The organism is Labrys sp. WJW, from assembly GCF_001676615.1.
Lineage (GTDB): Bacteria > Pseudomonadota > Alphaproteobacteria > Rhizobiales > Labraceae > Labrys > Labrys sedimenti.
In genome coordinates this window covers 19316-43215 of sequence record NZ_LYXZ01000047.1, presented here as the reverse complement: position 1 = coordinate 43215, position 23900 = coordinate 19316, and the positions used below count along the sequence as shown (strand labels likewise).

The following is a 23900-nucleotide window of genomic DNA, read 5'->3' as shown; positions in this document are numbered from 1 at the left end:
ACAATCATGAAGAAGATCCTGCCTGCATTACTGGGCTTGGCGATCGCTGCCTGCGCCGCCCTGCCGGCGTTTGCCGGCAAGCTCGACGACATCCGCTCGCGCGGCAGCGTGCGCATCGGCGTCTCGCTGGGCGGAGAGCCGATCGGCTTCCGCGATGCCCAGAACAATCCGGTCGGCTACGACGTCGACGTCGCCAATCTTCTCGCCGAGAAACTGGGCGTGCCGGTGGAATTCACCGATGTCTCCGGCGATGCCCGCATCTCGATGCTGGTCTCCGGACAGCTCGACATCGTGGTCGCCAACACCTCGGCCACGCTGGAACGGGCCAAGACGGTGAACTTCTCCATCCCCTACAACCGGGCCGGCCTGCGCATCCTGGTGCAGGCCGACGCCGGCATCGCCAAGCTGGAGGACCTCGGCGGCAAGTCGGTGGTGGTCGGGCGCGGCACGACCGGCGAGAGCTTCCTCAAGAAGGCGGTGCCGACCGCCAATCTCGTCTATGTCGACCAGTTCGCGCCCGATGGCGTGCTGCAGCTCCAGCAAAAGCGCGTGGACGCGGCGATCGAGGATTCATCCCTGCTCGACTATCTCGCCACCAAGAACCCCTCTTTGGTCACATTGCCGGGGCTCTATTCCAACGATCCCATCGGCATTGCGGTGGCCAAGGGCGATCCCGAATTCGTGCGCTGGCTCGACATGTTCGTCTCCGACTACATCCAGTCCGGCGCCTATGAGGCCAACTACAAGAAATGGTGGGGGGAGAAGGCCAATCCGCCCAAGCTGACCCCCCTGTGGTGAGGGGGAGGGGCGCGTCTCCCTTCTCCCCTCATCCGTCATTGCTGCGCAATGCCACCCAAGGCACTTCCATAGGAAGTGCCAGGTCCCGCAAGGGGAGAAGGCAATGGCGCTTCCTTGTGCGTCGCTATCCCTGTCGAGGTGGCAAGAGCCCTATCTCACCCCGTCAGGCGCGACACGTAGCGGGTCGGCACCAGTTCCGGCTCGAACGTGCTTCCGCCGGCCGGAGGCTCGTTGAGCAGGCCCAGCATGCGGGCGACATAGGCCGCCTTGTCGTAGCCGATCGAGGAGATCGGATAGGCCTCGAAATCGAGCAAAGAGAGATTGTCGAAGCCATAGAGGCGGAAGCGCGCCGGCCGGTTGCCCGGAAAATCCATCCGGAAGACGTCGAGGATGCCCATGGCCATGGCATCGGAGGTACAGAACACGGCGTCGGGCTGGCCGCCTTCGATCAGTCCCGGTGCCAGGGCGTGACCGGAACGATAGGAATAGTCGCCCTGCAAGGTGCGCAGAAGCTGGATGTCGTGGACCTGGAAGGCCTGGCGATAAAGGCCGATGCGTGCCTGCTCAACCAGCGAACTCGCGCGGCCGGTGACCAGGCTGGCACGCCTCACACCCTTGGCAGCGGCGTCGGCAACCGCCTGGCGGATGCCGACGGCCTCGTCCGGGATGATGGCGGGCGAGCGATGATCGTGGCGGCCGTTGAGCATGATCACCAGGTCGGAGCGGAACATGCGCCTCACCGTCGCGGCATCGGCGAAATCGGAGAATACCAGGGCGGCATCGACATGATAGGCCACGCCCTGGCGCAGGAATTCCTCGACCTTGTCGGTGGAGCCGACCCGCACCAGGATGACCTGTCGCCCGCCCGCCTGGATCTCGGCGAGCAGCAGGTCGAACAGATCGAGGTCGGAAAGGTCATGAATGTGGTTGACCAGGACGGCGACGAGATTGACGGTCTTGGTCGTCAGGCTCTGTGCCAGGAGGTTGACGCGGTAGCCGAGCTCGGCGGCCGCGGCCAGGACGCGGTCGCGCTTGTCGCCGGATACCGGTCGTTTGGAGGCGGAGAGCGCGCGCGAGGCGACGGCCCTGGAGACGCCGGCGAGGGCGGCCACGTCGCTGATGGTCGGTGCTGCCTTGCGCCTCATGCGGCCTTATAAGCTCCTCCAAAGCGTTTTGCGATTTGGCGGCATCGCCAAGAATCGCAAAGACGCGTCGAACCAAAGAGTCAGAGCAACGCAGCGTCGGTGTGTAAACGCGCTTTGCTCCATGGGAATGCGAAATCATAGCTGACGCCACGCCCTAATACAGGAAACAACGGTTTGGAAGGTCCCTTCTGTCAATGACGATCTGCTTCGACATCGGTGGCTCCGCCATCAAGGCGGCCATCGCCTCGCCGCAAGGCGAGATCCATCCCTTTGCCCGGGTTGCGACGCCGCTCGACGATTTCGAAGCTTTTGTGCGTGCACTCGCTGATTTAAGGCAGCAGGGGGCGGCCGGGCAGGGCGACGGCGTCGCCTTGTCCATCACCGGCGTGGTCGATCCGCGCAGCCAGATCATCACCTGTGCCAATATTCCCTGCCTCGACGGGCGGCGGCTCGCTCCCGACCTGGCCGAGCGGCTGGGCGTGCGGGTGCACGTCGCCAATGACGCCGATTGCTTTGCTCTCGCCGAGGCGGTGAGGGGCGCCGGGCGCGGGCATCGTATCGTCTTCGGCATCATCATCGGCACCGGCATCGGCGGCGGGGTGGTCATCGACGGGCGGATCCTCGCCGGGGCCGGCGGCTTTGCCGGCGAATGGGGGCATGGACCGGTGGCGGCGACCGAGGCGGGCGATCCGCCGGTCGCGATTCCGCGCTTTGCCTGCGGCTGCGGCCAGAAGGGGTGTGTCGATACGGTCGGCGGCGCGCGTGGCCTCGAGAGGCTGCATCGCCATCTCACCGGCGACGAATGCGAGAGCACGGAAATCATCAGCGCCTGGCGCGCTGGCGATGCCGCGGCGGCCCGCACGGTGGCCTGCCAGGTCGATCTCGTCGCCTCGCCCCTGGCCTTGGCCGTCAATATCGTCGGCGCCGATATCGTGCCGGTCGGCGGTGGCCTCGCCAGCGTACCGGAACTGATCGCAAGGCTGGACGAGGCCGTGCGCCGCCGCATCCTGCGGCAATCCGGCGAGCCGCTGCTGGTGCCGAGTCTTCTGGCGCCGGAGCCCGGATTGATCGGCGCGGCCCTCTTGGTTCATCAGGGAGAACGTCCATGACGGCCTTGCTCGAAATCTGTGTCGCCGATGCCGCCAGCCTCGAAGCCGCGATCGAGGGCGGCGCCGACCGCATCGAACTGTGCTCGGCGCTCGAACTCGGCGGGTTGACGCCGTCACCGGGCCTGATGCGCCTGGCGGCGCAGGCACCGATCCCGGTCTATGCCATGATCCGGCCGCGAGCCGGCGATTTCGTCTTCTCGGCCTGGGAAGGCGAGATCATGCTCGCCGATATCGAGGCGGTGGGCGGCGCCGGGCTGGCCGGTGTCGTATTGGGGGCCTCCCAACCGGATGGCCGGCTCGACGAAGCCTTGCTGTCGCGCCAGCGGGTGCATGCCAGGGGGCTCGGCACCACGCTGCATCGCGCCTTCGATCTGGTGCCTGACCGGCCGGCCGCGCTGGAGACGGCCATCGCGCTCGGCTTCGAGCGTATCCTCACATCGGGGGGGGCGGCTGGTGCATCCGCGGGCCTGGACGAATTGGTGCACCTGCATCGAGCGGCCCGGGGACGCATCGGCATCATGCCGGGCTCGGGATTGACGCCGGCCAATATTGCAGCGCTGCTGGCGGCGCTGCCCGTCACCGAGGTACACAGTTCCTGTTCGGCCGAAGGGGAGCCATGGAGCGCCGATGCCATCCGCCTCGGCTTTGCGGTGGGCGCGCGGCGCCAGACCCAGGTCGAGATCGTCCGGTCATTCCGGGATGCGATGGCGTCAGCCTAGGTCAAACGGGCGAATGAATTTAGCCCCGATTGAGCCGCCCCTCACCCTCACCCTTACCCTCTCCCCGTAAGGACGGGGCGAGGGGCGCCCCATGTCGCGCCTTGGTGCGAGATGTTGCGTCTGCAGGATAGGGCGAAACGCCGACGTCTCCCTCGCCCCGCCTCTTGCGGGGAGAGGGTAAGGGTGAGGGGCAGCGTAACGGTTCAGGTGTAGCCTTCAAAAGAAATGGCCGCCCAGGGGGCGGCCATTTCAACGAAGAAGGCGTGCGGTCTCAGATGATCTGGCGCAGCACCACGAAGAGCACGAAGGACAGGGCCATGGAGGCAGGCAGGGTGAGCACCCAGGCCATGATCAGGTTGCGGACCGTCGACATCTGCAGCCCCGTGCCATTGGCCGCCATGGTGCCGGCGACACCCGAAGACAGCACATGGGTGGTGGAGACCGGCAGGCCGAGATAGTCGGCAGCGCCGATCGTCGCCGCGGCGACGATCTCGGCCGAGGCTCCCTGACCGTAGGTCAAGTGGGTCTTGCCGATCTTCTCGCCGACCGTCACCACGATGCGCTTCCAGCCCACCATGGTGCCGAGGCCGAGGGCCAGGGCGATGGCGACCTTCACCCAGGTCGGGATGAACTTGGTCGTGTTGTCGGTGGCGGTGTGATAGGTCTTGATCGCCTTCAGGTCGGCATCCGATACCGGTAGCAGCTTTTTGGAATCGATGAGCTTGAGGGCTTCGCCGATCAGATACATGTCGTTGCGGGTGTTGGAGACCTGCCCCGCCGGCACGGCAGCGGCCGAACCGTAGGGCGAGAGCTGGGCGGTGGTCTGTTCGATGAAGATCTTCAGGGCCGGTGTCGTCTCGTCGCTCCAGTTGCGCGTGCGCACCGCCTCGGCGACCTTGGCCTTGGCATCGGCGGGAGCGACCGTCACGCCCGGCTTGATGTAGTTGCCCAGGACCGAACCGGCCGCGGTCGACGCAGCCTTGTAGGTCTCGAGATAGTTGATGTCGGGCGTGCGGTTGAGGGCGAAGGCGGTAGGCACCACGCCGATCAGGATCAGCATGATCAGGCCCATGCCCTTCTGGCCGTCATTGGAGCCATGGAAGAAGCTGACCAGCGTGCAGGTCAGGATCAGCAGGCCACGGATCCACAACGGAGGCGGGTTGCTGCCCTTCGGCTCGACATAGAGGGCCTTGTTGCGCACCACGGTTTTCATCAGGAGCAGCAGGGCGCCCGCCAGGAAGAAGCCGAACAGGGGCGAAATGAGCAAGGAAAGGCCGATATTCTTGGCCTGGGACCAGTCGACGCCGCTGGTCGCCGAGCCGGCGGGGGCCAGGAACTGGTTGGCGAGGCCGACACCGATGATCGAGCCGACCATGGTGTGGGAGCTCGAGGCCGGCAGGCCGAAATACCAGGTGCCGAGGTTCCAGACGATGGCGGCGATCAGAAGCGCAAAGACCATCGCAAGGCCCGCACTCGAGCCGACCTGCATGATCAGTTCCACCGGCAGCAGCGAGATGATGCCGAAGGCCACGGCGCCACTCGCCGTGAGCACGCCGAGGAAGTTGAAGAAACCCGACCAGATCACCGCGAATTCGGCGGGGAGCGAATGGGTATAGATCACCGTCGCCACCGCATTGGCGGTATCGTGGAAGCCGTTGACGAATTCGAAGCCGAGCGCGATCAGCAGGGCAAGGCCGAGCAGGATCCAGGGCACGGCCACCGCGCCGGTGAGATCGGCGGCCAGCGCGTAGCAGACATAGCCCAGGCCCCCGAGCAGGATCAGGGCGATCACGATATTGGGCAGGTTGCCGAGAGAGCTAGGCCTATCGAGCGGATGGCCGCTCCTTTGGCCCGATGTAACGTCCGTCATCACCAAACATCCCCGTGTTTCCATGGTCTGGCGACCCTTAGGCGGGGTTCGTGAAGCTTAGATGACAAAATGTTAACCTTGCGCCGCGGGCAAGGAAGAAGGCAGGTCGGTCAGGGCTCTTTCGCGGGGGAAAACGCCTGCTGGCGCCAGAGGAGCTGTACGGCCCGGTCGAAATCGGCGGTGGCCTTGTCGAAGGCGCCGAACTGGCGATGCACGACGCTGCGCTTGAAGAGGGCATCGGCATGGCCGGGGTCGAGCGCGATCACCCTGTCATAATCGGCGATAGCCTGTGGGAAGGATCGCTTGTGGTGATAGGCGAGGGCCCGTTCGTACAAGGCGTCGACGGCATCGGGGCTGCGTTCGAGCGCCCTGCTGAATTCGGCGGTGGCCCTGTCGAAGTCCCGGTCGTCGGGCCTTGCCGGGCTGGCATCGGCAGGCGTGGTTTCGGATTCGGACATGCTGACGGAACGCCCTTGCATCTCGGCGGAACCTACCGGGAGTACGGCGAAGCCCTCCTTCATCCGCCGCAGGGTCCCGAGTCACGCTCGAAAGAATCTAAGCGTATATGAACAGCAACGCTAGGGAATGTCCATGACGTTGCGTTAGAGGGCCGGGGGCGACGTTTGCAGCTTGGGCGCCGTCAGTTCCGTAGGTGCTCGAGGGCCAGCTTGCGCCCCGCGATGGCATAGAATCCGTCGGGGTTGCGTGGATCGAGCAATGTGGTCTGGCGGCAGCCCTTCCAGTCCAGCGGCTTGGCCGGGCTGTGCGGATGCAGCGCCAGGAACGCCGGGACCAGGGCTTTGAGAGGCAGCATCGTCGAGGCCGGGCGGATGGGAAGCGGTGATCGCCTTCCTCCATAAGCCGGATTGGCGGCGCGGGAAATGGCGGCGATCGGGCCATGACCAGCGGGATCGCAGGCATTTCGCCTGCATCTGGGAGCGGCACGCTTGCGGGAACGGAAGAGCAGGCGAGACGCCTGTGATGCCAGGATGGGCCTTCCGTCCTCCTTTTCATCGCCGCGATTGCACTTTCTCCGCTTTTTTCTTGACTTTGCGCTACAAAAAGCGCAGCAACCGCGTGTAACGACCGCTCGGGGGTTCGCGCGGCGCGCTGGTTTTTGGCTTTTTCAGAAGCAGTGCCTCACCTCCCGGCCGTCCCCAACAACATTCCGCTGCTCCCATCCGCGCGTGGGTCGCGATATCGCCGTACCGTTTCATCATGCCTTTGCGGCTGAAGACGGGCTGTGATCGCGGACCCGGACGGTGGCCGCGCTGCTGTCCGATCGACGAGCGTGGCATGAAGGATTTAATGTGACTTCCGAAGTAACTTTTGCAGCGCTCGGCCTTGCCGAGCCGCTTTTGCGTGCGCTTGACGCCGCCGACTACAAGAACCCCACCCCGATCCAGCACAAGGCGATTCCCGCCCTTCTCGAAGGGCGCGACATGATGGGCCTGGCCCAGACCGGCACCGGCAAGACGGCCGCCTTCGCGCTGCCTATCCTGCAGCGCCTGTCGAAGTCGCGCCATGGCGCCGGCCCCAAGGGCGTGCGCGCCCTGATCCTGGCGCCGACGCGTGAACTCGCCATCCAGATCGACGAGAGCTTCCGCGCCTATGGCGTGCATATGGGCTTCCGCATCGCCGTGATCTTCGGCGGCGTCAGCCAGGGTTCGCAGGTCAAGGCGCTCTCCGACGGTGTCGACATCCTGGTCGCCACCCCCGGCCGCCTGCTCGACCTGCAGCAGCAGCGCAAGGTCCGCCTCGATAAGGTGGAGATCCTGGTGCTCGACGAGGCCGACCGCATGCTCGACATGGGCTTCTCGCGCGACGTGCTCAAGATCGTCGACGAGACGCCGCTGGAGCGCCAGTCCTTGCTGTTCTCGGCTACGATGCCGAAGACGATCAAGAAGCTCGGCGAGGAGATCCTCCTCAATCCCGTGCATGTCGAAGTGACGCCCGAGGTGGTGACCGTCGACAAGATCGACCAGCACGTCTATCACGTGCCGGCCTCGGTGAAGCGCTCGCTGCTGCTCCATTTGCTCAATGATCCGGCGATGAGCCGCGTCATCGTGTTCACCCGCACCAAGCATGGCGCCAACCGCGTCTCGGGCCATCTCGACAAGGCCGGTATCCCCTCGGCGGCGATCCACGGCAACAAGTCGCAGAATGCCCGCCAGAAGGCGCTGGAGGATTTCCGCTCGGGTTCCACGCGCATCCTGGTGGCGACCGACATCGCCGCCCGCGGCATCGACGTCGACGACATCACCCATGTCGTCAATTTCGAGATGCCGGTGGATGCCGAGAGCTATGTGCACCGCATCGGCCGTACGGCCCGGGCCGGGCGCAGCGGCATTGCCTATTCCTTCTGCGATCCCAATGAGCGCGACGAGCTCAAGGCGATCGAGCGCCTGACCAAGAAGCCGCTGATGGTGGCCGCTCCGGTGCAGGGCCTCGAAGCCGACCAGAAACACGGCGAACGCGGTCCGCGCCATCCGCATCAGGGCAAGCCGAATGGCAAGCCCCGCAACAACGGGCAGCCGGAAAAGTCTCATTCGGGCCAACCGCGCCCGGGGCGCTCGCGCCGTCCGGGTGGCCGCAACAATCAGCGCCGCGCCGCCTAAGGGCGCGGCATTCCATTTTCCCAACAGGATTTGCACATGGCAAAAGAAGAACTGATGGAATTTGAAGGCGAGGTTTCCGAAGTGTTGCCGGACGCCCGTTTCCGCGTGAAGCTCGACAATGGCCACGAGATGATCGCCTACACGGCCGGCAAGATGAAGAAGAACCGCATCAAGACCATCGAGGGCGACCGCGTCACCGTCGAGATGTCGCCCTACGACCTCGACAAGGGACGTATCATCTTCCGCCACAAGGACGAGCGCGCTTCGTCCGGCCCCCGTCCGCCGCAGCGCGGCGGCGGCAATATGCGCCGCCGCTAAAGCGTTTTGCGATCTGGCGGTCACGCCAGGATCGCAAGGACGCGTCGAGCCTCGACCTTTGTCATCGCCGGGCATGTCCCGGCGATCCAGGGCTTCTGCCGCTCCTTTCGCGTGCAAATCCCCGAATCTCCCCCTGAGGCGCTCAATTTCGCTCATCCGGCGATTAGAGCTTGCCATGTCCAGCCCTTCTTCCGCATCGATGGAATAGCCTCGAATCCGGAAGACCCGACAATGCAGCAAGACGAACTGGACCTGCGCCGCGCCATCATCGAGAAATGCCGCTGGATGAATGCCAACGGCCTCAATCAAGGCACGTCCGGTAATATCTCGGCCCGCTGCGGCGACCGCATGCTGATCACCCCGTCGGCCATCCCCTATCACGAGATGGAACCGGAAATGATCGCCGCCATGCCCTTCGAGGGCGAGTATGGCGCCTGGGAAGGACCGCTGAAGCCCTCGGTGGAATGGCGTTTCCACTTCGACATCCTCAAGGGCCGCCCGGATGCCGGCGCCGTGGTGCATACCCACGCCACCTGGTCCACCATCCTCGCCATTGCCCATAAGCCGATCCCGGCCATTCACTACATGATCGCAGCCTTCGGCGGCCCCGACATACGCTGTGCGCCCTATGCCCGCTACGGCTCGGAGGAATTGTCGCGTTTCGCCCTCGAGGCCCTGGAAGGCCGCAATGGCTGCCTGCTCGCCAATCACGGCATGATCGCCGTCGGTTCCAGCCTCGACAAGGCGATGTGGCTGGCCCATGAACTGGAAACGCTGGCCAAGCAATATTACCACGCCCTTCAGATCGGGGGCGCGAACATCCTGCCCGACAGCGAGATCACTGAGGTGGTCGAGGGCTTCAAGAGCTACGGCCTGCAGGACAAGAAGTAAGCCGCAGATCCCCGACGCTTTTGCCGCCGGCGGAGCGAACACCGCTCTTCCCCCATATTCGGAAGGAGGAAGGGCGTAGCAGGCTACCTCCCTGGGTGGTCGAGCTACCCCCAAAAGCCGAATGGATATTCGCCGCCGGCGCATTAGAGTTCTTGCCGAGGCGATGTCTCGGAAGGGCGGGGTGGGACATGCGGGCTGTCTTCTTTGCTGCGGGGCTGTGCCTGGGTGCGGTTCTTTGTTCGCGGGCACTGGCCGGCCCCGATGCGCCGCCCGGCCAGAGAGGGCTCTCGCGCATCGACGCCACGTCGCCCGCCACCATCGAGGGAGAACTGTCCTATCCCGGGGAAGGGTTGCCGGACGATCTCAAAGTCTGCGCCGTCAATCTTGCGACCACAAAGGTAACTTGTACCAGCGAGCGCATCAGGCTGAGGCGCAAGGGGCGGCCAGCCGGCTATCGGCTGACGGTGGCGGCCGGCGACTATCAGGTCTATGCCGCCAGTCGCGAAGGCGGGCAGGAGGCGCGCGCCTATTTTACCGAGTTCGTAACCTGCGGCGTACAGGCCGGCTGTCCCTCGCATGCCATCATTCCCGTGGGCCTGGCGCCGGGCGCTGTGCGCAGCGATGTCGATCCGGGAGACTGGTATGCGGATAAATGGCCGGACGCGGTAAAGCCGGCAGAACCGACGGCTGCCACGCAATCCGCCAAACCCGATCCTCGTGCGCAGGTCAGGCCGCTCGCGGTGCCCGTCGAGGGCAAGCGTTCCCATACGCTGCTCGGCGAGGCCAATCAGAGCTGCGACGCCGCATTGCCGTTGCTTGCGGAGTTGAGAAGTCGCCTATCCGTGACGGCGATCGGCGGCGCCGCCGTTCGAGCAGGAGAAATCAAGACGCTTTCCTGGTCGGTCGGCCCGCAGCGGGGCCATGCTCCGACCTACCTCATTGTCGCCGCCGATGCGCCTGTCCGGGTGAATGGCAAGGGATTCTATGTGCTCGCGCCCAATGCCATAGCCCCGTTCCGCCTTCGACAATTCAAGGAATTGACGCGTATCGTCATTCCCTTGCACGTCGAGGATACGGCGCGTAGCGGCAGCCTGGATGTCAGGCCGCTTCAAGCAGGGACTCTTCATCTTACGGCCGCCCTCACCGGTTTTGCGCAATGCGGCGAGCTTGCCGATGGTTCGCCGAGGTCGATCGATCTAGCGGTGAGTGCCGGAACACCCGAAATCGTGATCTCCGATCGTTTCGAACTCAGGAAACCGGATCAGAGCATCCTGTCGCCCGACGGGATGCGCCGGATTGACATTGTCGGTCCGCGCTGGCGATTGATCGACGTCGGCAGTGGGAGCCAACTGTCGGAGCAAGTCGGGAAGGAGCCGCGCTTTTCACCGACGGGGCGTTTCATTACCGCGACGGCCGAAGAGCAGTTCAGCCTCTACGATGCCGTCGATGGCAAATTCGTTCAAAAATTATGGACCGGCAGTTGGGACCTCGCCTGGGACGACCGGGACAGTTTCCTCGTCATCGGCGCAAGCGGGCGTGGCTTCATCAACGTCCTCTACCCCATCAACGAAACAGATCCAGACATTCAGGTGGGAGATGGCTGTCGGGCCGCATGCCCCGGTGTGGAGAGTTCCGCGGTAAAGATCGATCTGGAGAATAATCTTGTGCTGGGGCGGGGGACCCGCGCTTTCGACACCGTGGCCGATGCGTATGCCCGGCTGATGACGGGAACGGCGACGTTCCGGGACATTCGCAACAAGCCCAGCAATGGCGTCGAGACCTCCAGTGACGGCAGGCCCATGGTCTATCACAGCTCGATCAATGCCTTTGCTGCCCCCTATCAAACGGTCGCCTTGGCGATCCCCAAACGGTGGGACTTCATTGATGGCCTGAAGTTCACCGTGCTGGGCGATCGTTCCAACGGAACGGACGCCCAGGCCGTGAAGGCGAATGCGGCCCTGCATCAATTCCTGGTGCAGCCCATCGTCGCCTCGGGCATGCCGGCAGCCGATCCGGTATCCAGCGATCCCATCGCTGTCGCCACGAGGGGAATAGGCCGCGTCTTCCTGCCCGACGAGGTTCGACTTTCCAAGCTCGATCGGCGCCTGGTCGATTTCGGTCTGGAAATAAATACGGGCAGCAATCTGGCGACGTTGCCGGCGAATGCCGTCCTGAAGAACTCCCGCAAGCCCGATATCTGGCAGTTCGTCGGGGACAACAAAATCCAGGTGGTGGCGAGCAGTGAGAACTGCGGATCGGCCGACAAAGCGGCCGATGGCACCATAACCATCGACGCCTTCACCCCGATCGTCGAGCAGCTCTCGACGCCGCGTTACAAGCTGACCTTCTTCGGCGGTAGCTGCAATGGCGGCAATGGCGGTTTTCTCGATGCGCAACGCTTCATGCATGATTCTCGCAAATCGGGTGAAGTCTTTGACCTGATCGCCGGAACCAATGAGGACCCCGACAGCCCCGCCACCTGGTGCCCGACCCGCATCGGCGCCTGCGGCATCTCCGGAACACTTTTCTTCGAACGCTATCTGGTCATCTGGTCCAGGGAGAGCTTTGCGGCGGCCATCTACGACTTGCAGGCGCGCAAACTTCTGCATTCGCTGATCCGCCTGCCATCGCCGGACGTGATGGAACGCATCTCCCTATCGAACGATCTCAAGACCCTCACCAAGATCGATAGCGACGGCGGCTTCCAGATCCTGGACCTCAGCCGCAGCCAGAAGACCGCGGACGGCAAATTCACCGGTCAGTCCGTGCTCAAGCCCGTCATACTGTACGGCCGGGTGGTCGATGACGAGGTGGTGGTATGGGCTCCCACGGGCCAGTTCGATGCCACCATGGAAGGGGCAAGCTTCGTCTCCCTAAAGCTGCCGGGAAGGCAAGGCGAATATACGCTGCAGCAATACCGTGATGTCCTGCATAGGGCAGGCCTGCTCAAGGAGGTACTCACCGGCACGACGCTTCCAGACGTCGTCATTGATCGCTTCCCTCCGGTGATTACGGTGAAGCCCACTCCCTCCCCACGCGTGACGGCGGAAATTGCCGTCACCGAAGGCGAGGTTGTGGCGTTGCGCATCTATCAGGATGGCCAGTTCACTGACGAGATCGCGGTGGCGGCGGGCGCAAGATCGGCTTCCGTCGATGTGCCGCGCCTGGCCGGTGCGCGCTGGATCGCCGTCGTGGCCAAGGGCAAGTCGGGTCTCTACAGCCAGGCTGCGACCTTCGATGCGGGCCAGCCCGAAACAGGGCGGCGGCGTGTTCATCTCATCAGCGTCGGCGTCGATAGATATGAGGACCCCGGCATCAGCCAGCTCGAACTGGCGGCAAGCGACGCCGGGCGCTTCCACGCAGCGATCGCAGCCAAGGCTGGTGACAGCGTGGATATCGTCTCGCAGGCCCTGTTGACGGATGAGCAGGCTTCGCGGGAAGCCATCCTGGCCAGGCTGCGCGTGGCAATCGCTGCCGGCGAGCCGGGCGACACCATCCTGCTGTTCGTGGCGGGTCATGGCATCCAGACGCCCGACGGTCAATATTATCTCGCAACGAGCCAGACACGACTGGCCGACATCGCCGGTACGGCCTTGCGCTGGAGCGATCTTGCCGCTGAGCTGGCAAAGGCGAAGTCGCGTATCGCCGTCTTCCTCGACAGTTGCCATAGTGGCAGCGCCGGGACCGGCTTCTTCGCCACCAGTGACAGCACGGCAAGCGCGCTCATCGACAAGGTGCCCTCCGGTATCGTGATCTTCTCCGCAGCGAAGGGACGGGAATTATCGGAGGAGATGCCCAGCCGTGGCGGCGGCGTCTTCACCGACGCTCTGGTCAAGGCGATGGCCAGCAAGGCCACCGACCTCAACGGCAACGGCGCAATTGAGGCCTCCGAACTCTATGCCGGGGTCAAGGGCAGCGTGATCAAGGCCACGGACGGGCGACAGACTCCGTGGTTTGCCCGCAACGATATGGTGGGCGACTTCGTGCCCTTTTAAGCGCTCGCGTTCGGTCCGCGGAGGCGCCCGGCGACTTGCCGGGACCCCGCCCTGCGATGTCCGGGGCTCACCAAGTCGGCACATAGGCGCCCTTGTATTTGGCCAGGACGAAGTCCCGGACCTCGGGCGAGCGATAGGATTGCGCCAGGAGCGGCACCCAGGGCTTGTCCTTGTCGGTGGTGCGCACGGCAATCAGGTTGGTGTATTGCGGCTTGAGTTCTTCCAGGATCAAGGCCTGCTTGGTCGGATCGAGACCTGCGGTGACGGCATAATTGGCATTGACGGCTGCGGCATCGACATCGTCGAGAGAGCGCGGCGTCTGGGCCGCGTCGACCTCTAGGAAGTGCAATTGCTTGGGATTGGCGGTGATGTCGGCGACGATCGGCTTGTAACCGACGCCGTCCCTGAGGCTGATCACGCCCTTGTCGCGCAGCAGCAGGAGCGTGCGGCCGCCATTGGTCGGGTCGTTCTGAATGGCGATGGTAGCGCCGTCGGGCACCTCGCTCCAGGCCTTGTGCCGGCGTGAATAGACACCCAGGCGCGAATTGATGATCGAGGCAATGCCGACGATCTTGTAGCCGCGGTCGGCGATCTGGTTGTCGAGATAAGGCTGGTTCTGGAAGGCGTTGGCCTCGATCTCCCCGGCATCGAGCGCGGCATTGGGCACGACATAGTCGGAAAATTCGATCACCTCGATGTCCAGGCCCAACTTGGCAGCAACGGGCTTGGCCGCTTCCAGGGTCTCGGCCATCGGCCCGGGTGTGGCGCCGACGCGGATGCGTGTCGATGAGGCGAGGGCGGCCGCGGGTGCGGCGAGCAGGGAAGCGGCGGCCAGCGCCAGGACGGAGCGGCGGGTAAGGGAGGAAGGCATCGATAAACTCTCCGAAGGGATGGATCGATGCGATGGTAGAAAAATCAGTTCATTAAATCCATAAAAATTATATACTATATAGCGGCTTAATCCCGTCCTTCATGGACAGGAGCCCATCTGAAGCAAACGCGATCAGCCTTCCCCACTTCGTGGAGAGGGCTGATCCTGCCGTTGCCGGCCCGGGGGCTGCGACGGAATTGGCCTATCCCGCCGGCAGACCAAAGGCCCTTACAGGATGAACTGGCTGAGATCGGTGTTCTTGGCGAGGTCGCCTACCGTCTTCTGCACATAGTCGGCGTCGATCGTCACTTTCTCGCCGCCCTTGTCGGGTGCGGTGAAGGAGATCTCGTCGAGGATGCGTTCCATTACCGTCTGTAGCCGGCGCGCGCCGATATTCTCGACGGTGGCGTTCACCTGCACCGCGATGGCGGCGATGGCGTCGATGGCCTCGGGCGTGAAGCTGAGCTCAAGGTTCTCGGTACCCATCAGCGCCACATATTGCTTGATCAGGCTGGCTTCCGTGTCGGTGAGGATGCGGCGGAAGTCGTCCTGGGTCAGTGCCTGCAGTTCGACCCGAATCGGCAGGCGCCCCTGCAATTCCGGCAGGAGGTCGGAAGGCTTGGCGACATGGAAGGCGCCCGAGGCGATGAAGAGGATGTGGTCGGTGCGCACTGCACCGTGCTTGGTCGACACGGTGGTGCCTTCGATCAGCGGCAGGAGGTCGCGCTGCACGCCCTCGCGGCTGACGTCGGCGCCGCCGCGGTTTTCACGGGCGCAGATCTTGTCGATCTCGTCGAGGAAGACGATGCCGTTGTTCTCGACCTGGCGGATCGCCTCCTGCACGATCTGCTCCTGGTCGAGCAGATTGTCAGCCTCCTCCTGGATCAGCTGGTCATAGCTGTCCTTGACCGTGGTGCGCTTGGTCTTGGTGCGCCCCGAAAAGGCCTTGCCGAAGATGTCGCCGATCGAGACGACGCCCATTTGGCCCTGCGGCAGGCCCGGCAGCTCGAAGGAAGGCGAGGAGGTGTCCTTCATCTCGATCTCGATTTCCTTGTCGTCGAGCTCGCCGGCGCGCAGTTTCTTCTGGAAACTATCGCGGGTCGCCGGGCTCGCCGTCGCGCCGACCAGGGCGTTGAGCACGCGCTGTTCGGCGGCCAGATGCGCCTTGGCTTGGACTTCCCTGCGCTTTTCGGCCTTCACCAGCGCTATGCCGATATCGATGAGATCGCGTACGATCTGCTCGACATCGCGCCCGACATAACCGACCTCGGTGAACTTCGTCGCTTCCACCTTCAGGAAGGGCGCATTGGCAAGCTTGGCGAGACGGCGCGAAATCTCGGTCTTGCCGACGCCGGTCGGCCCGATCATCAGGATGTTCTTGGGCATCACCTCTTCGCGCAGCGTCTCGTCGAGCTGCAGGCGGCGCCAGCGATTGCGCAGGGCAATGGCGACGGCGCGCTTGGCGTCGTGCTGGCCGACGATGTGGCGGTCGAGTTCTGAGACGATTTCGCGGGGGGAGAAATTGGACATAGGCACTCGGGAGGAAGGGTAAAGCTGCTACATAATGGCTGAAACGCGAAAATCCAGCATCGAGAATTGAAGCCGACCCCGCAATTGCGCGAAGCGAATGGCGCGAGGGCGGTATGATGATAACGCAACTTCTGTCCCGGGGCATATTGGTCTGAAGATTTGTGAGGGATGATGGGCTCTTTGCCTTGACAGGAGTCTTGTCCCACCGTCAGGATGCCGCCGCCTGTGGGGACCGTCTGCACCGATGGTGGGTCGGCTCCGGCAGGCTTTTTAGGTGTTCGCAACGGTCCGAAAGAGGCCGAAAAGGCAGAAATGCCGCCTTGGTGGCGGTGATCGGGCTCATCATCCTTTTGCTTGGGGGAAACGTCGTGGCGTCAGTCGACTTCGTCAATGTCAGGAAATCATTCGGGACCCACCCCGTCATCAAGGGCGTGGATATCGAGATTGCCGATGGCGAGTTCGTGATCCTGGTCGGCCCCTCGGGCTGCGGGAAGTCCACGCTCCTGCGCATGCTGGCGGGCCTGGAGAACATCTCGGACGGCGAGATCCGCATCGGCAAGGACGTGGTCAACAACCTGCCGCCCAAAGAGCGCGACATCGCCATGGTGTTCCAGAATTACGCGCTCTATCCGCATATGAGCGTGGCCGACAATATGGGCTTCTCGCTCAAGCTGAAGGGCGCCAGCAAGGCCGACATCGAGAAGCGCGTGAAGCCGGCCGCCGAAATCCTTGGCCTTTCCAAGCTGCTCGACCGTTATCCGCGCCAATTGTCCGGCGGCCAGCGCCAGCGCGTTGCCATGGGCCGGGCGATCGTGCGTGACCCGCAGGTCTTCCTGTTCGACGAGCCGCTCTCCAATCTCGACGCCAAGCTGCGCGTCGCCATGCGCGCCGAGATCAAGGAACTGCACCAGCGCCTGAAGACGACGACCGTCTACGTCACCCACGACCAGATCGAGGCCATGACCATGGCCGACAAGATCGTGGTGATGCATGACGGCATCGTCGAGCAGATCGGTGCCCCGCTCGATCTCTACGACCAGCCGGCCAATCTGTTCGTGGCCGGCTTCATCGGCTCGCCGGCGATGAACTTCATCAAGGGCAAGCTGGATCCCAGCGATTCCAGCCGTTTCATCGCCGAGGATGGCAGCGTGCTGCCGGCGCGGGCGCCGCGCCAGGCGACCGACAAGCCGCTGATCTACGGCCTCAGGCCCGAAAGCCTGCGATTGAGCGCCGGCGGTATTCCGCTGACCGTCGTGGTCACCGAGCCGACGGGATCGGAAACCCATATGATGGCCAAGCTCGCGGGCACGGACGTGGCCTGCGTCTTCCACGAGCGCGTGGCGGCACAGCCCGGCGAGACCATCAATGTCTCCATCGATGTCGGCTCGACCCATCTGTTCGACGCCGAAAGCGGGCGCCGGCTGGAGCCGGCCGCCTGAGCGGCCTCTTCAGCCGTCCGAAAACGGTTTGGCCTTCGGGCCGCCGGGATGAGCGCCGTGCCAGCGTAGGCCGGGCCATTTCCCATGGACGTCGCAGGAGAGCTGCGTTGTCTTCGGTTCTGCCGATCTGCCTATAAATATAAGTTGCCATTGCCAGGGAGGACTTCGATGACGATCAACAGACGTGATCTGCTCACTGCTTCCGCAGGTCTCGCCGCGGCCGCCGGTTTTGGCCGGTTCGGCATCGGGCCGGCTTTCGCACAGGGCGCCGAGCCCGCCTACAAGCCCGAAGAGGGCGCCAGCCTGCGCGTGCTGCGCTGGACCCCCTTCGTGCAGGGCGACGAGGACGCCTGGCTCGCCAACACCAAGAAGTTCACCGAGGCGACCGGCGTGCAGGTCCGGGTCGACAAGGAAAGCTGGGAGGACATCCGTCCGAAGGCGGCCGTGGCCGCCAATGTCGGCTCGGGTCCGGACATCGTGCTGTGCTGGTTCGACGATGCCCATCAATATCCCGACAAGCTGACCGACCTCACCGAGCTCGGCACCTATCTCGGCGGCAAATATGGCGGCTGGTATGACGGCCTGAAGGGCTATGCCACGCGTGAGGGCAAGTTCATCGCCCTGCCGCTGGCGGCGATCGGCAATGCCATCTGCTACCGCGACAGCCACATGAAGGCGGCGGGCTTCAGCGAGTTTCCCAAGGATACCGCCGGCTTCCTCGAATTGTGCAAGGCGCTGAAGGCCAAGGGGACGCCCGCCGGCTTCCCCCATGGCAAGGCGGTCGGCGACGGCAACAACTATGCCCATTGGCTGCTGTGGAGCCATGGCGGCAAGATGGTCGACGAGAGCGGCAAGGTCACCATCAACTCGCCCGAGACCATCGCCTCGATCAAATATGCCAAGTCGCTCTACGAGACCTTCATTCCCGGCACCGAGAGCTGGCTGGACATCAACAACAACCGGGCCTTCCTCGCCGGCCAGGTTTCGCTGACGGCCAATGGCGTCTCGCTCTATTACGCCGCCAAGAAGGACGCCAAGCTCAAGGAACTGGCGGCCGATATCCGCGCGGTCAACTTCCCGGTCGGTCCCGTCGGGCAGAAGATCGAACTGCACCAGACCACGTCGGCGCTACTGTTCAAGCATTCCAAATATCCCGAGGCGGCCAAGGCTTATCTGAAGTTCATGTATGAGGAACCGCAGATGAATGCCTGGATCAGCGGATCCAGCGCCTATTGCTGCCAGGCGCTGAAGGCTTTCGCCGCCAATCCGGTCTGGAAGGCCGATCCGATCCATGAGCCCTATTCGCATGCGTCCGAAACACTGCGGCCCAATGGCTATGCCGGTCCCCTCGGCTATGCCTCGGCCGGCGTGATGGCCGATTATGTACTGGTCGACATGTACGCGGTCGCGGTGACCGGCCAGATGTCGCCGGAGGATGCGGCGGCCCAGGCCGAGAAGCGCGCCAATCGCTATTATCGGGTGTGAGGTCGCCAGGAGCAGTATCGTGGTGCTTGTACCCCTCATCCGGTTGCCGCCACCTTCTCCCGCAAGGGGAGAAGGGACTGGATCCTGAGAGGTTGGGTCGACCAAGCAACCTTCACTACGGCTCGACGCTCCCAAAACAATCCCCTTCTCCCCTTGCGGGAGAAGGTCCCGGCAGGGGGATGAGGGGTAAAGCCTCCTTCCTCCTTCCCTCCCACCAAGGCACCTCATGAGCATCGCGACATCGAGACCACGGCCGCGACCTTCCGCCTTCGCCAGGCTGGCGCAGAGCAAGGGCATGCTTGGCACGCTCTTCATGCTGCCGGCCGCGGTGTTCCTGATCTGCCTGCTGGCCTACCCACTGGGCCTGGGCGTCTGGCTCGGCTTCACCGATACCAAGATCGGGCGCGAGGGCATTTTCATCGGTCTGGAGAACTACGAGTTCCTCTGGGCCGATTCGGTGTTCTGGCTGTCGGTGTTCAACACCATCGTCTACACGGTCGTCGCCTCGGCCCTGAAATTCGGCCTCGGCCTCTGGCTCGCTCTGCTGCTCAACCAGCATCTGCCTTTCAAGTCACTGTTCCGGGCGATCGTGCTGCTGCCCTGGGTCGTACCCACCGTGCTGTCGGCGCTGGCCTTCTGGTGGATCTACGATTCGCAGTTTTCGATCATTTCCTGGTCGTTGATGCAGCTCGGCCTGATCCAGCAGCCGATCAATTTCCTCGGCGATCCCATCAATGCCCGCATCTCGGTGATCGTCGCCAATGTCTGGCGCGGCATTCCCTTCGTCGCCATCTCGCTGCTGGCCGGCCTGCAAACCATTTCTCCTTCGCTGCAGGAAGCGGCCTCGCTCGATGGCGCCACCAGCTGGCAGCGCTTCCGCCATGTCACGCTGCCGCTGCTGACGCCGATCATCGCGGTGGTGATGACCTTCTCGGTGCTGTTCACCTTCACCGATTTCCAGCTCATCTATGTGCTGACCAAGGGCGGACCGGTGAACGCCACCCATCTGATGGCGACGCTTTCCTTCCAGCGCGGCATTCCCGGCGGCCAGCTCGGCGAAGGCGCGGCCATTGCCGTGGCCATGGTGCCCTTCCTGCTGGCGGCGATCCTGTTCAGCTTCTTCGGCCTGCAACGCCGGCGCTGGCAGCAGGGCGGCGGGGAATAGCGGAGGCATGACGATGAGCTCGAACCAAGCTACCGCCCCGCTCGCCGACCACGTCGAGGGCATGGGCTATCTCTCCAGCCTGCCCCGGCGGGTGGTGACCGTCTACCTGCCGCTGCTGGTCTTCGTCATCGTGCTGCTGTTCCCGTTCTACTGGATGGCGATCACCACGGTGAAGCCCAACGACCAGCTGACCGACTATGCCAATTACAGCCCGTTCTGGGTGGTGGGTCCCACCCTCGAACATATCCGCTATCTCCTGTTCGAAACGTCCTATCCAGGCTGGCTGCTCAACACGATCTATGTCTCGGTGGGCGCGACGGCGCTGGCGCTTGTCGCTTCCGTCCTCGCCGCCTATGCGATCGAGCGCATCCGCTTCAGGGGATCGCGGATCGTCGGCCTCCTGATCTTCCTGGCCTATCTGGTGCCGCCCTCGATCCTGTTCATTCCGCTCGCCTTCATCGTCTTCAAGCTCGGCATCTACGACACCAAGCTCGCTCTGATCGTCACCTATCCGACCTTCCTGATCCCCTTCTGCACCTGGCTGCTGATGGGCTATTTCCGCTCGATTCCCTATGAGCTGGAGGAAAGCGCGCTGGTGGATGGGGCCTCGCGCTGGCAGATCCTGGTCAGGGTCATCCTGCCGCTGGCGGTGCCGGGCCTGATCTCGGCCGGCATCTTCGCCTTCACTTTGTCGTGGAACGAGTTCATCTACGCGCTGACCTTCATCCAGTCGTCCGAGAACAAGACCGTGCCTGTGGGGGTGCTGACCGAACTGGTGCGCGGCGACATCTTCGAATGGGGATCCCTCATGGCCGGGGCGCTGTTCGGCTCCCTGCCGGTGGTGATCCTCTATTCCTTCTTCGTCGACTATTACGTGTCGTCGATGACGGGTGCGGTGAAGGAGTAGGAGTTCCGGGCCAATGGCCCGGTTGTTCTCCGAACCGCTGACGCCTTGCCTGCGGTTCAGGGAAGTTTGGTGTCAGCGCCGGTTGCGCCGCTCCTCATACATCTGTTCGAGCGGGTCGATGAAAGATCCGCCGAACAGCACATAGGCAACGACGAAATAGACGAACTTGGCGAGGGTGAAGAAGCCGATCCATTGCAGCAGCACGAAGGGCGCGCTCACCGCGACGAGGCCGAAGCAGATCAGCGCGCTGGCGACGAGGCATGCCAGCAGCACGACCAGATGCATCAGCAATTGCGTCGCGCTGTCATAGGCGCTGAGATTGAATCTGCCCTTCATGCCGCCTCCGGTTCAGGACCGGGATTCTCCGCTATTTGAGCGTTTTGCGATTAGACGGAATCATCTCGAATCGCAAAGACGCGTCGAACCAAAGAGCGAGAGCAAAACTGCGTTTCCGTCTAAACGCGCTTTGCTCTAGTCCTGGGCGAATTTGTAGGCAGCCGCTTCCGGCGCCTTGCCGCTGATGCAGGCCTTGAACTTGGCGACCTCTTCGGGGCCGAAAGTGCCCAGGCCCTGGGCCTGGCATTCCGAACTCGCCTGGCTGTATTCGGCCTCGAGCTTGACGCAGCGCTCGCGCTGCGGCGAGCCGGGCCTGACGCCCCTGCGGCTGCAAGTGTCGCCGGCAATGCCCTGGGAGGCCTTGCGCCGCATGCAGTCCGTCATCGCCGTGCCCGCTTTCACCCCCTCGGCCTGGCAGGCCTTTTCGAGCGGATTGGTGGTGGGGAAGTCGGGCTGCTTCTCCGCCGCGCAGCCCGCGAGGGCGATGGCGGCGAAGACGATGGGAAGGCTGATCCGGAAGGAGAGCATGCGCGGGCGGCTTTCTGCCTGAGGTGACTCTCGCCCTCTTATCAGAGATCGATGCTTTCGATCACCAGATTATGGTTGGTATAGACGCAGATATCCGCTGCGATGTTCATCGCCTTCTTGACGATCGCCTCGGCATCATAGTCGGTGTCGACCAGCGCCCTTGCGGCGGCCAGGGCATAATTGCCACCCGAGCCGATCGCCATCACGCCGCCTTCGGGTTCCAGCACGTCGCCGGTCCCGGTGAGCACCAGCCCGGCCGACTTGTCGGCCACCAGCATCATCGCTTCCAGCCGGCGCAGATAGCGGTCGGTGCGCCAGTCCTTGGCGAGTTCGACGCAGGCCCGCGTCAGCTGGGTGGGATATTGCTCGAGCTTGGCTTCCAGCCGCTCGAACAGGGTGAAGGCATCGGCCGTAGCGCCGGCAAAGCCGGCGATGACGTCGCCCTTGCCGAGCCGGCGGACCTTGCGGGCATTGCCCTTGATCACGGTCTGGCCGAGGCTGACCTGCCCGTCGCCACCGATGACCACGCGCCCGCCCTTGCGGACCATCAGGATGGTGGTGGCGTGGAAGGGCGAGCGGGGGCCGCTGTCGGGGCCGGCGGAAAGGTTGAACGTCATGTGAACCTCACTAAAGCGTTTTGCGATTTGGCATAATCGCCAAGAATCGCAAAGACGCGTCGAACCACAGAGCTAGAGCAAACAAGCGTTCAGGTTTGGACGCGCTTTTGCTCTGGACATGCCCTCTATCTAGGAGGTCGCACGCAAAAGGCAAAGGGTGGAGAGGTCAGGGTGTGTCGTCAACTGTGGTTCGGGCTCGACGCGAGCGCCCTGCCGTCGAAGGCAGCGAGGTCAAAACCATAATGACGACACGCCCTAGAGGTCTCTTTATCCCTCTGCCCAACTCGTCTATCGATCGTGTATGAACAGCATCTTCGCCGGTCTTCCCACCACCATCTTCGAGACCATGTCGCGGCTTGCCCGCGAGCATGACGCCGTCAATCTCGGCCAGGGTTTTCCGGATGATGCCGGCCCCCTCGATGTGCGCGAGAAGGCGGCGGAAGCCGTGATGACGGGCTGGAACCAGTATCCGCCCATGCTCGGCCTGCCCGAACTGCGCCGCGCCGTCGCCGAGCACTATGCCCGCTTCCAGGACGTGGCGCTCGATCCCGACAGCGAGGTGATGGTCACCTCCGGTGCCACCGAGGCGATCGCCGATGCGCTGATGGCGCTGATCGAGCCGGGCGACGAGGTGGTGCTGTTCCAGCCGATGTACGATGCCTATCTGCCGCTGGTGCGCCGGGCGGGCGGGGTGCCGCGCTTCGTCACGCTGCAGCCCCCGCATTGGCGTCTGACGCGCGAGGCGCTCGACGCGGCTTTTTCCGCGCGCACCAAGGTGGTTCTGTTCAACAACCCGCTCAATCCGGCCGCCATTGCCTTCCGCGACGAGGATCTGGCCCTGCTGGCAGAATATTGCGTCCATTACAATGCCATCGCCGTCTGCGACGAGGTCTGGGAACATGTGATGTTCGACGGCCGCGTCCACCGGCCGCTGATCAATTTTCCGGGCATGCGCGAGCGCACGGTGAAGATCGGCTCGGCCGGCAAGATCTTCTCGCTCACCGGCTGGAAAGTCGGCTTCGTCATGGCCGCCGCGCCGATCCTCAAGGTGATCGCCAAGGCGCACCAGTTCTTCACCTTCACCACGCCGCCCAATCTGCAGGCCGCCGTTGCCTATGGCCTTGGCAAGGAAGAGGGCTACTTCATCGGCATGCGAGCGGAACTGCAGCGTTCCCGCGACCTTTTCGCGGCCGGGCTGGCCGAACTCGGCTTCGCCATCCTGCCGAGCGAGGCGAGCTATTTCCTCAATATCGACCTGCCCGCCAGCGGCATCGGGGAAGACGATGTCAGCTTCTGCCAGCGCCTGGTCGTCGAGCACAAGGTCGCCGCCATTCCGGTCTCGGCCTTCTATGCCGAGGATGCCGTTACTACGGTGGTGCGTTTCTGCTTTGCCAAGCGCGACGCGACCCTGGCGGCCGCGCTCGCCAATCTGAAGGGCGTGGCGCGGCGCGGGTGATTGAAGCGGCGAGGTTCACCCCTCATCCGGCTGCCGCCACCTTCTCCCGCAAGGGGAGAAGGGATCTCACTCGGCTGGCTCCGATGCCTCGGATAAGGTTTGC

General features: G+C 63.7%; 21 protein-coding genes. 12 read left to right on the top strand and 9 right to left on the bottom strand.

What is annotated here, in order from left to right; genetic code table 11:
* The first annotated feature begins 6 nt into the window (after nucleotides 1-6).
* On the top strand, nucleotides 7-798 hold the full coding sequence (locus BA190_RS25740; protein WP_068294546.1) for a transporter substrate-binding domain-containing protein: 792 nt from the start codon (nucleotides 7-9) through the stop codon (nucleotides 796-798).
* A 155-nt stretch (nucleotides 799-953) separates the two neighbouring features.
* Here the strand turns inward: BA190_RS25740 and BA190_RS25735 are convergent, their stop codons facing one another.
* Nucleotides 954-1943, bottom strand: coding sequence for a LacI family DNA-binding transcriptional regulator (locus BA190_RS25735; protein WP_068294544.1), 990 nt, complete (start codon nucleotides 1941-1943; stop codon nucleotides 954-956).
* A gap of 194 nt (nucleotides 1944-2137) precedes the next feature.
* On the opposite strand from BA190_RS25735, the gene BA190_RS25730 reads away from it, so the two are divergent.
* The gene (locus BA190_RS25730) at nucleotides 2138-3052 is read left to right on the top strand and encodes an ROK family protein (protein WP_068294542.1); all 915 of its coding nucleotides are present in this window, start codon (nucleotides 2138-2140) and stop codon (nucleotides 3050-3052) included.
* Nucleotides 3049-3771 carry a copper homeostasis protein CutC gene (locus BA190_RS25725; RefSeq protein WP_068294539.1) on the top strand — a complete coding sequence of 241 codons (723 nt, stop codon included), beginning with the start codon at nucleotides 3049-3051 and terminating at the stop codon, nucleotides 3769-3771. Before BA190_RS25730 ends, BA190_RS25725 begins: the two co-directional genes overlap by 4 nt.
* Nucleotides 3772-4042: 271 nt before the next feature.
* On the opposite strand, the gene BA190_RS25720 is transcribed toward BA190_RS25725, so the two are convergent.
* From BA190_RS25720 to BA190_RS36140, 3 genes are all read right to left on the bottom strand, one after another.
* Entirely contained in the window at nucleotides 4043-5641 is a 1599-nt protein-coding gene (locus BA190_RS25720) for an inorganic phosphate transporter (protein WP_068294538.1), read from the bottom strand.
* Between the two features lie 110 nt (nucleotides 5642-5751).
* A complete protein-coding gene (locus tag BA190_RS25715; protein WP_162275214.1) occupies nucleotides 5752-6099 on the bottom strand; it encodes a tetratricopeptide repeat protein in 348 nt (115 codons plus the stop codon).
* A gap of 182 nt (nucleotides 6100-6281) precedes the next feature.
* A complete protein-coding gene (locus BA190_RS36140) occupies nucleotides 6282-6455 on the bottom strand; it encodes a hypothetical protein (protein ID WP_156771701.1) in 174 nt (57 codons plus the stop codon).
* A 496-nt stretch (nucleotides 6456-6951) separates the two neighbouring features.
* Between BA190_RS36140 and BA190_RS25710 the strand changes: the two genes are divergently transcribed.
* The 4 genes from BA190_RS25710 to BA190_RS25695 all read left to right on the top strand — a co-directional run bounded on the left by BA190_RS25710 (nucleotide 6952) and on the right by BA190_RS25695 (nucleotide 13463).
* Complete coding sequence (locus tag BA190_RS25710) at nucleotides 6952-8259, top strand: DEAD/DEAH box helicase (RefSeq protein WP_068294523.1); 1308 nt, start codon at nucleotides 6952-6954, stop codon at nucleotides 8257-8259.
* Between the two features lie 36 nt (nucleotides 8260-8295).
* Nucleotides 8296-8577 carry a translation initiation factor IF-1 gene (gene infA, locus BA190_RS25705; RefSeq protein ID WP_068294521.1) on the top strand — a complete coding sequence of 94 codons (282 nt, stop codon included), beginning with the start codon at nucleotides 8296-8298 and terminating at the stop codon, nucleotides 8575-8577.
* 231 nt (nucleotides 8578-8808) lie between these two features.
* A complete protein-coding gene (locus tag BA190_RS25700) occupies nucleotides 8809-9468 on the top strand; it encodes a class II aldolase/adducin family protein (RefSeq protein WP_068294520.1) in 660 nt (219 codons plus the stop codon).
* A 188-nt stretch (nucleotides 9469-9656) separates the two neighbouring features.
* Nucleotides 9657-13463, top strand: coding sequence for a caspase family protein (locus BA190_RS25695; RefSeq protein ID WP_068294519.1), 3807 nt, complete (start codon nucleotides 9657-9659; stop codon nucleotides 13461-13463).
* Between the two features lie 67 nt (nucleotides 13464-13530).
* On the opposite strand, the gene BA190_RS25690 is transcribed toward BA190_RS25695, so the two are convergent.
* Both BA190_RS25690 and hslU read right to left on the bottom strand, forming a co-directional pair.
* Entirely contained in the window at nucleotides 13531-14334 is an 804-nt protein-coding gene (locus BA190_RS25690) for a MetQ/NlpA family ABC transporter substrate-binding protein (RefSeq protein WP_068294517.1), read from the bottom strand.
* 228 nt (nucleotides 14335-14562) lie between these two features.
* Entirely contained in the window at nucleotides 14563-15864 is a 1302-nt protein-coding gene (gene hslU / locus BA190_RS25685; RefSeq protein WP_068294515.1) for an ATP-dependent protease ATPase subunit HslU, read from the bottom strand.
* Nucleotides 15865-16232: 368 nt separating this feature from the next.
* Between hslU and BA190_RS25680 the strand changes: the two genes are divergently transcribed.
* The 4 genes from BA190_RS25680 (at nucleotide 16233) to BA190_RS25665 (ending at nucleotide 20860) form a co-directional block, all read left to right on the top strand.
* Nucleotides 16233-17303: an ABC transporter ATP-binding protein gene (locus BA190_RS25680; RefSeq protein WP_068294568.1), complete on the top strand. Its 1071-nt coding sequence runs from the start codon at nucleotides 16233-16235 to the stop codon at nucleotides 17301-17303.
* A gap of 168 nt (nucleotides 17304-17471) precedes the next feature.
* Nucleotides 17472-18788 (top strand): ABC transporter substrate-binding protein, encoded by a 1317-nt coding sequence (locus BA190_RS25675; RefSeq protein WP_068294513.1) that lies wholly within the window; start codon nucleotides 17472-17474, stop codon nucleotides 18786-18788.
* A gap of 226 nt (nucleotides 18789-19014) precedes the next feature.
* On the top strand, nucleotides 19015-19953 hold the full coding sequence (locus BA190_RS25670; protein ID WP_068294511.1) for a carbohydrate ABC transporter permease: 939 nt from the start codon (nucleotides 19015-19017) through the stop codon (nucleotides 19951-19953).
* 7 nt (nucleotides 19954-19960) lie between these two features.
* On the top strand, nucleotides 19961-20860 hold the full coding sequence (locus BA190_RS25665) for a carbohydrate ABC transporter permease (protein ID WP_068294510.1): 900 nt from the start codon (nucleotides 19961-19963) through the stop codon (nucleotides 20858-20860).
* Nucleotides 20861-20932: 72 nt separating this feature from the next.
* On the opposite strand, the gene BA190_RS25660 is transcribed toward BA190_RS25665, so the two are convergent.
* From BA190_RS25660 to hslV, 3 genes are all read right to left on the bottom strand, one after another.
* A complete protein-coding gene (locus BA190_RS25660) occupies nucleotides 20933-21196 on the bottom strand; it encodes a hypothetical protein (RefSeq protein ID WP_068294505.1) in 264 nt (87 codons plus the stop codon).
* A gap of 135 nt (nucleotides 21197-21331) precedes the next feature.
* Entirely contained in the window at nucleotides 21332-21724 is a 393-nt protein-coding gene (locus tag BA190_RS25655; RefSeq protein ID WP_068294503.1) for a hypothetical protein, read from the bottom strand.
* Between the two features lie 41 nt (nucleotides 21725-21765).
* A complete protein-coding gene (gene hslV, locus BA190_RS25650) occupies nucleotides 21766-22341 on the bottom strand; it encodes an ATP-dependent protease subunit HslV (protein ID WP_068294500.1) in 576 nt (191 codons plus the stop codon).
* A 301-nt stretch (nucleotides 22342-22642) separates the two neighbouring features.
* Here hslV and BA190_RS25645 point away from each other — a divergent pair, with 301 nt between their 5' ends.
* Entirely contained in the window at nucleotides 22643-23797 is a 1155-nt protein-coding gene (locus BA190_RS25645; RefSeq protein WP_068294497.1) for an aminotransferase, read from the top strand.
* Nucleotides 23798-23900 lie beyond the last annotated feature (103 nt).

Coding starts and splice junctions, on each gene's coding strand:
- BA190_RS25655 (WP_068294503.1), bottom strand. CDS start 21,724: ATGCTCTCCTTCCGGATCAGCCTTCCCATCGTCTTCGCCGCCATCGCC.
- BA190_RS25700 (WP_068294520.1), top strand. CDS start 8,809: ATGCAGCAAGACGAACTGGACCTGCGCCGCGCCATCATCGAGAAATGC.
- BA190_RS25660 (WP_068294505.1), bottom strand. CDS start 21,196: ATGAAGGGCAGATTCAATCTCAGCGCCTATGACAGCGCGACGCAATTG.
- hslU (WP_068294515.1), bottom strand. CDS start 15,864: ATGTCCAATTTCTCCCCCCGCGAAATCGTCTCAGAACTCGACCGCCAC.
- BA190_RS25740 (WP_068294546.1), top strand. CDS start 7: ATGAAGAAGATCCTGCCTGCATTACTGGGCTTGGCGATCGCTGCCTGC.
- BA190_RS25735 (WP_068294544.1), bottom strand. CDS start 1,943: ATGAGGCGCAAGGCAGCACCGACCATCAGCGACGTGGCCGCCCTCGCC.
- BA190_RS25675 (WP_068294513.1), top strand. CDS start 17,472: ATGACGATCAACAGACGTGATCTGCTCACTGCTTCCGCAGGTCTCGCC.
- BA190_RS25670 (WP_068294511.1), top strand. CDS start 19,015: ATGAGCATCGCGACATCGAGACCACGGCCGCGACCTTCCGCCTTCGCC.
- BA190_RS25715 (WP_162275214.1), bottom strand. CDS start 6,099: ATGTCCGAATCCGAAACCACGCCTGCCGATGCCAGCCCGGCAAGGCCC.
- BA190_RS25695 (WP_068294519.1), top strand. CDS start 9,657: ATGCGGGCTGTCTTCTTTGCTGCGGGGCTGTGCCTGGGTGCGGTTCTT.
- BA190_RS25665 (WP_068294510.1), top strand. CDS start 19,961: ATGACGATGAGCTCGAACCAAGCTACCGCCCCGCTCGCCGACCACGTC.
- BA190_RS25720 (WP_068294538.1), bottom strand. CDS start 5,641: ATGACGGACGTTACATCGGGCCAAAGGAGCGGCCATCCGCTCGATAGG.
- BA190_RS25645 (WP_068294497.1), top strand. CDS start 22,643: ATGAACAGCATCTTCGCCGGTCTTCCCACCACCATCTTCGAGACCATG.
- BA190_RS25730 (WP_068294542.1), top strand. CDS start 2,138: ATGACGATCTGCTTCGACATCGGTGGCTCCGCCATCAAGGCGGCCATC.
- BA190_RS25725 (WP_068294539.1), top strand. CDS start 3,049: ATGACGGCCTTGCTCGAAATCTGTGTCGCCGATGCCGCCAGCCTCGAA.
- BA190_RS25690 (WP_068294517.1), bottom strand. CDS start 14,334: ATGCCTTCCTCCCTTACCCGCCGCTCCGTCCTGGCGCTGGCCGCCGCT.
- BA190_RS36140 (WP_156771701.1), bottom strand. CDS start 6,455: ATGCTGCCTCTCAAAGCCCTGGTCCCGGCGTTCCTGGCGCTGCATCCG.
- hslV (WP_068294500.1), bottom strand. CDS start 22,341: ATGACGTTCAACCTTTCCGCCGGCCCCGACAGCGGCCCCCGCTCGCCC.
- infA (WP_068294521.1), top strand. CDS start 8,296: ATGGCAAAAGAAGAACTGATGGAATTTGAAGGCGAGGTTTCCGAAGTG.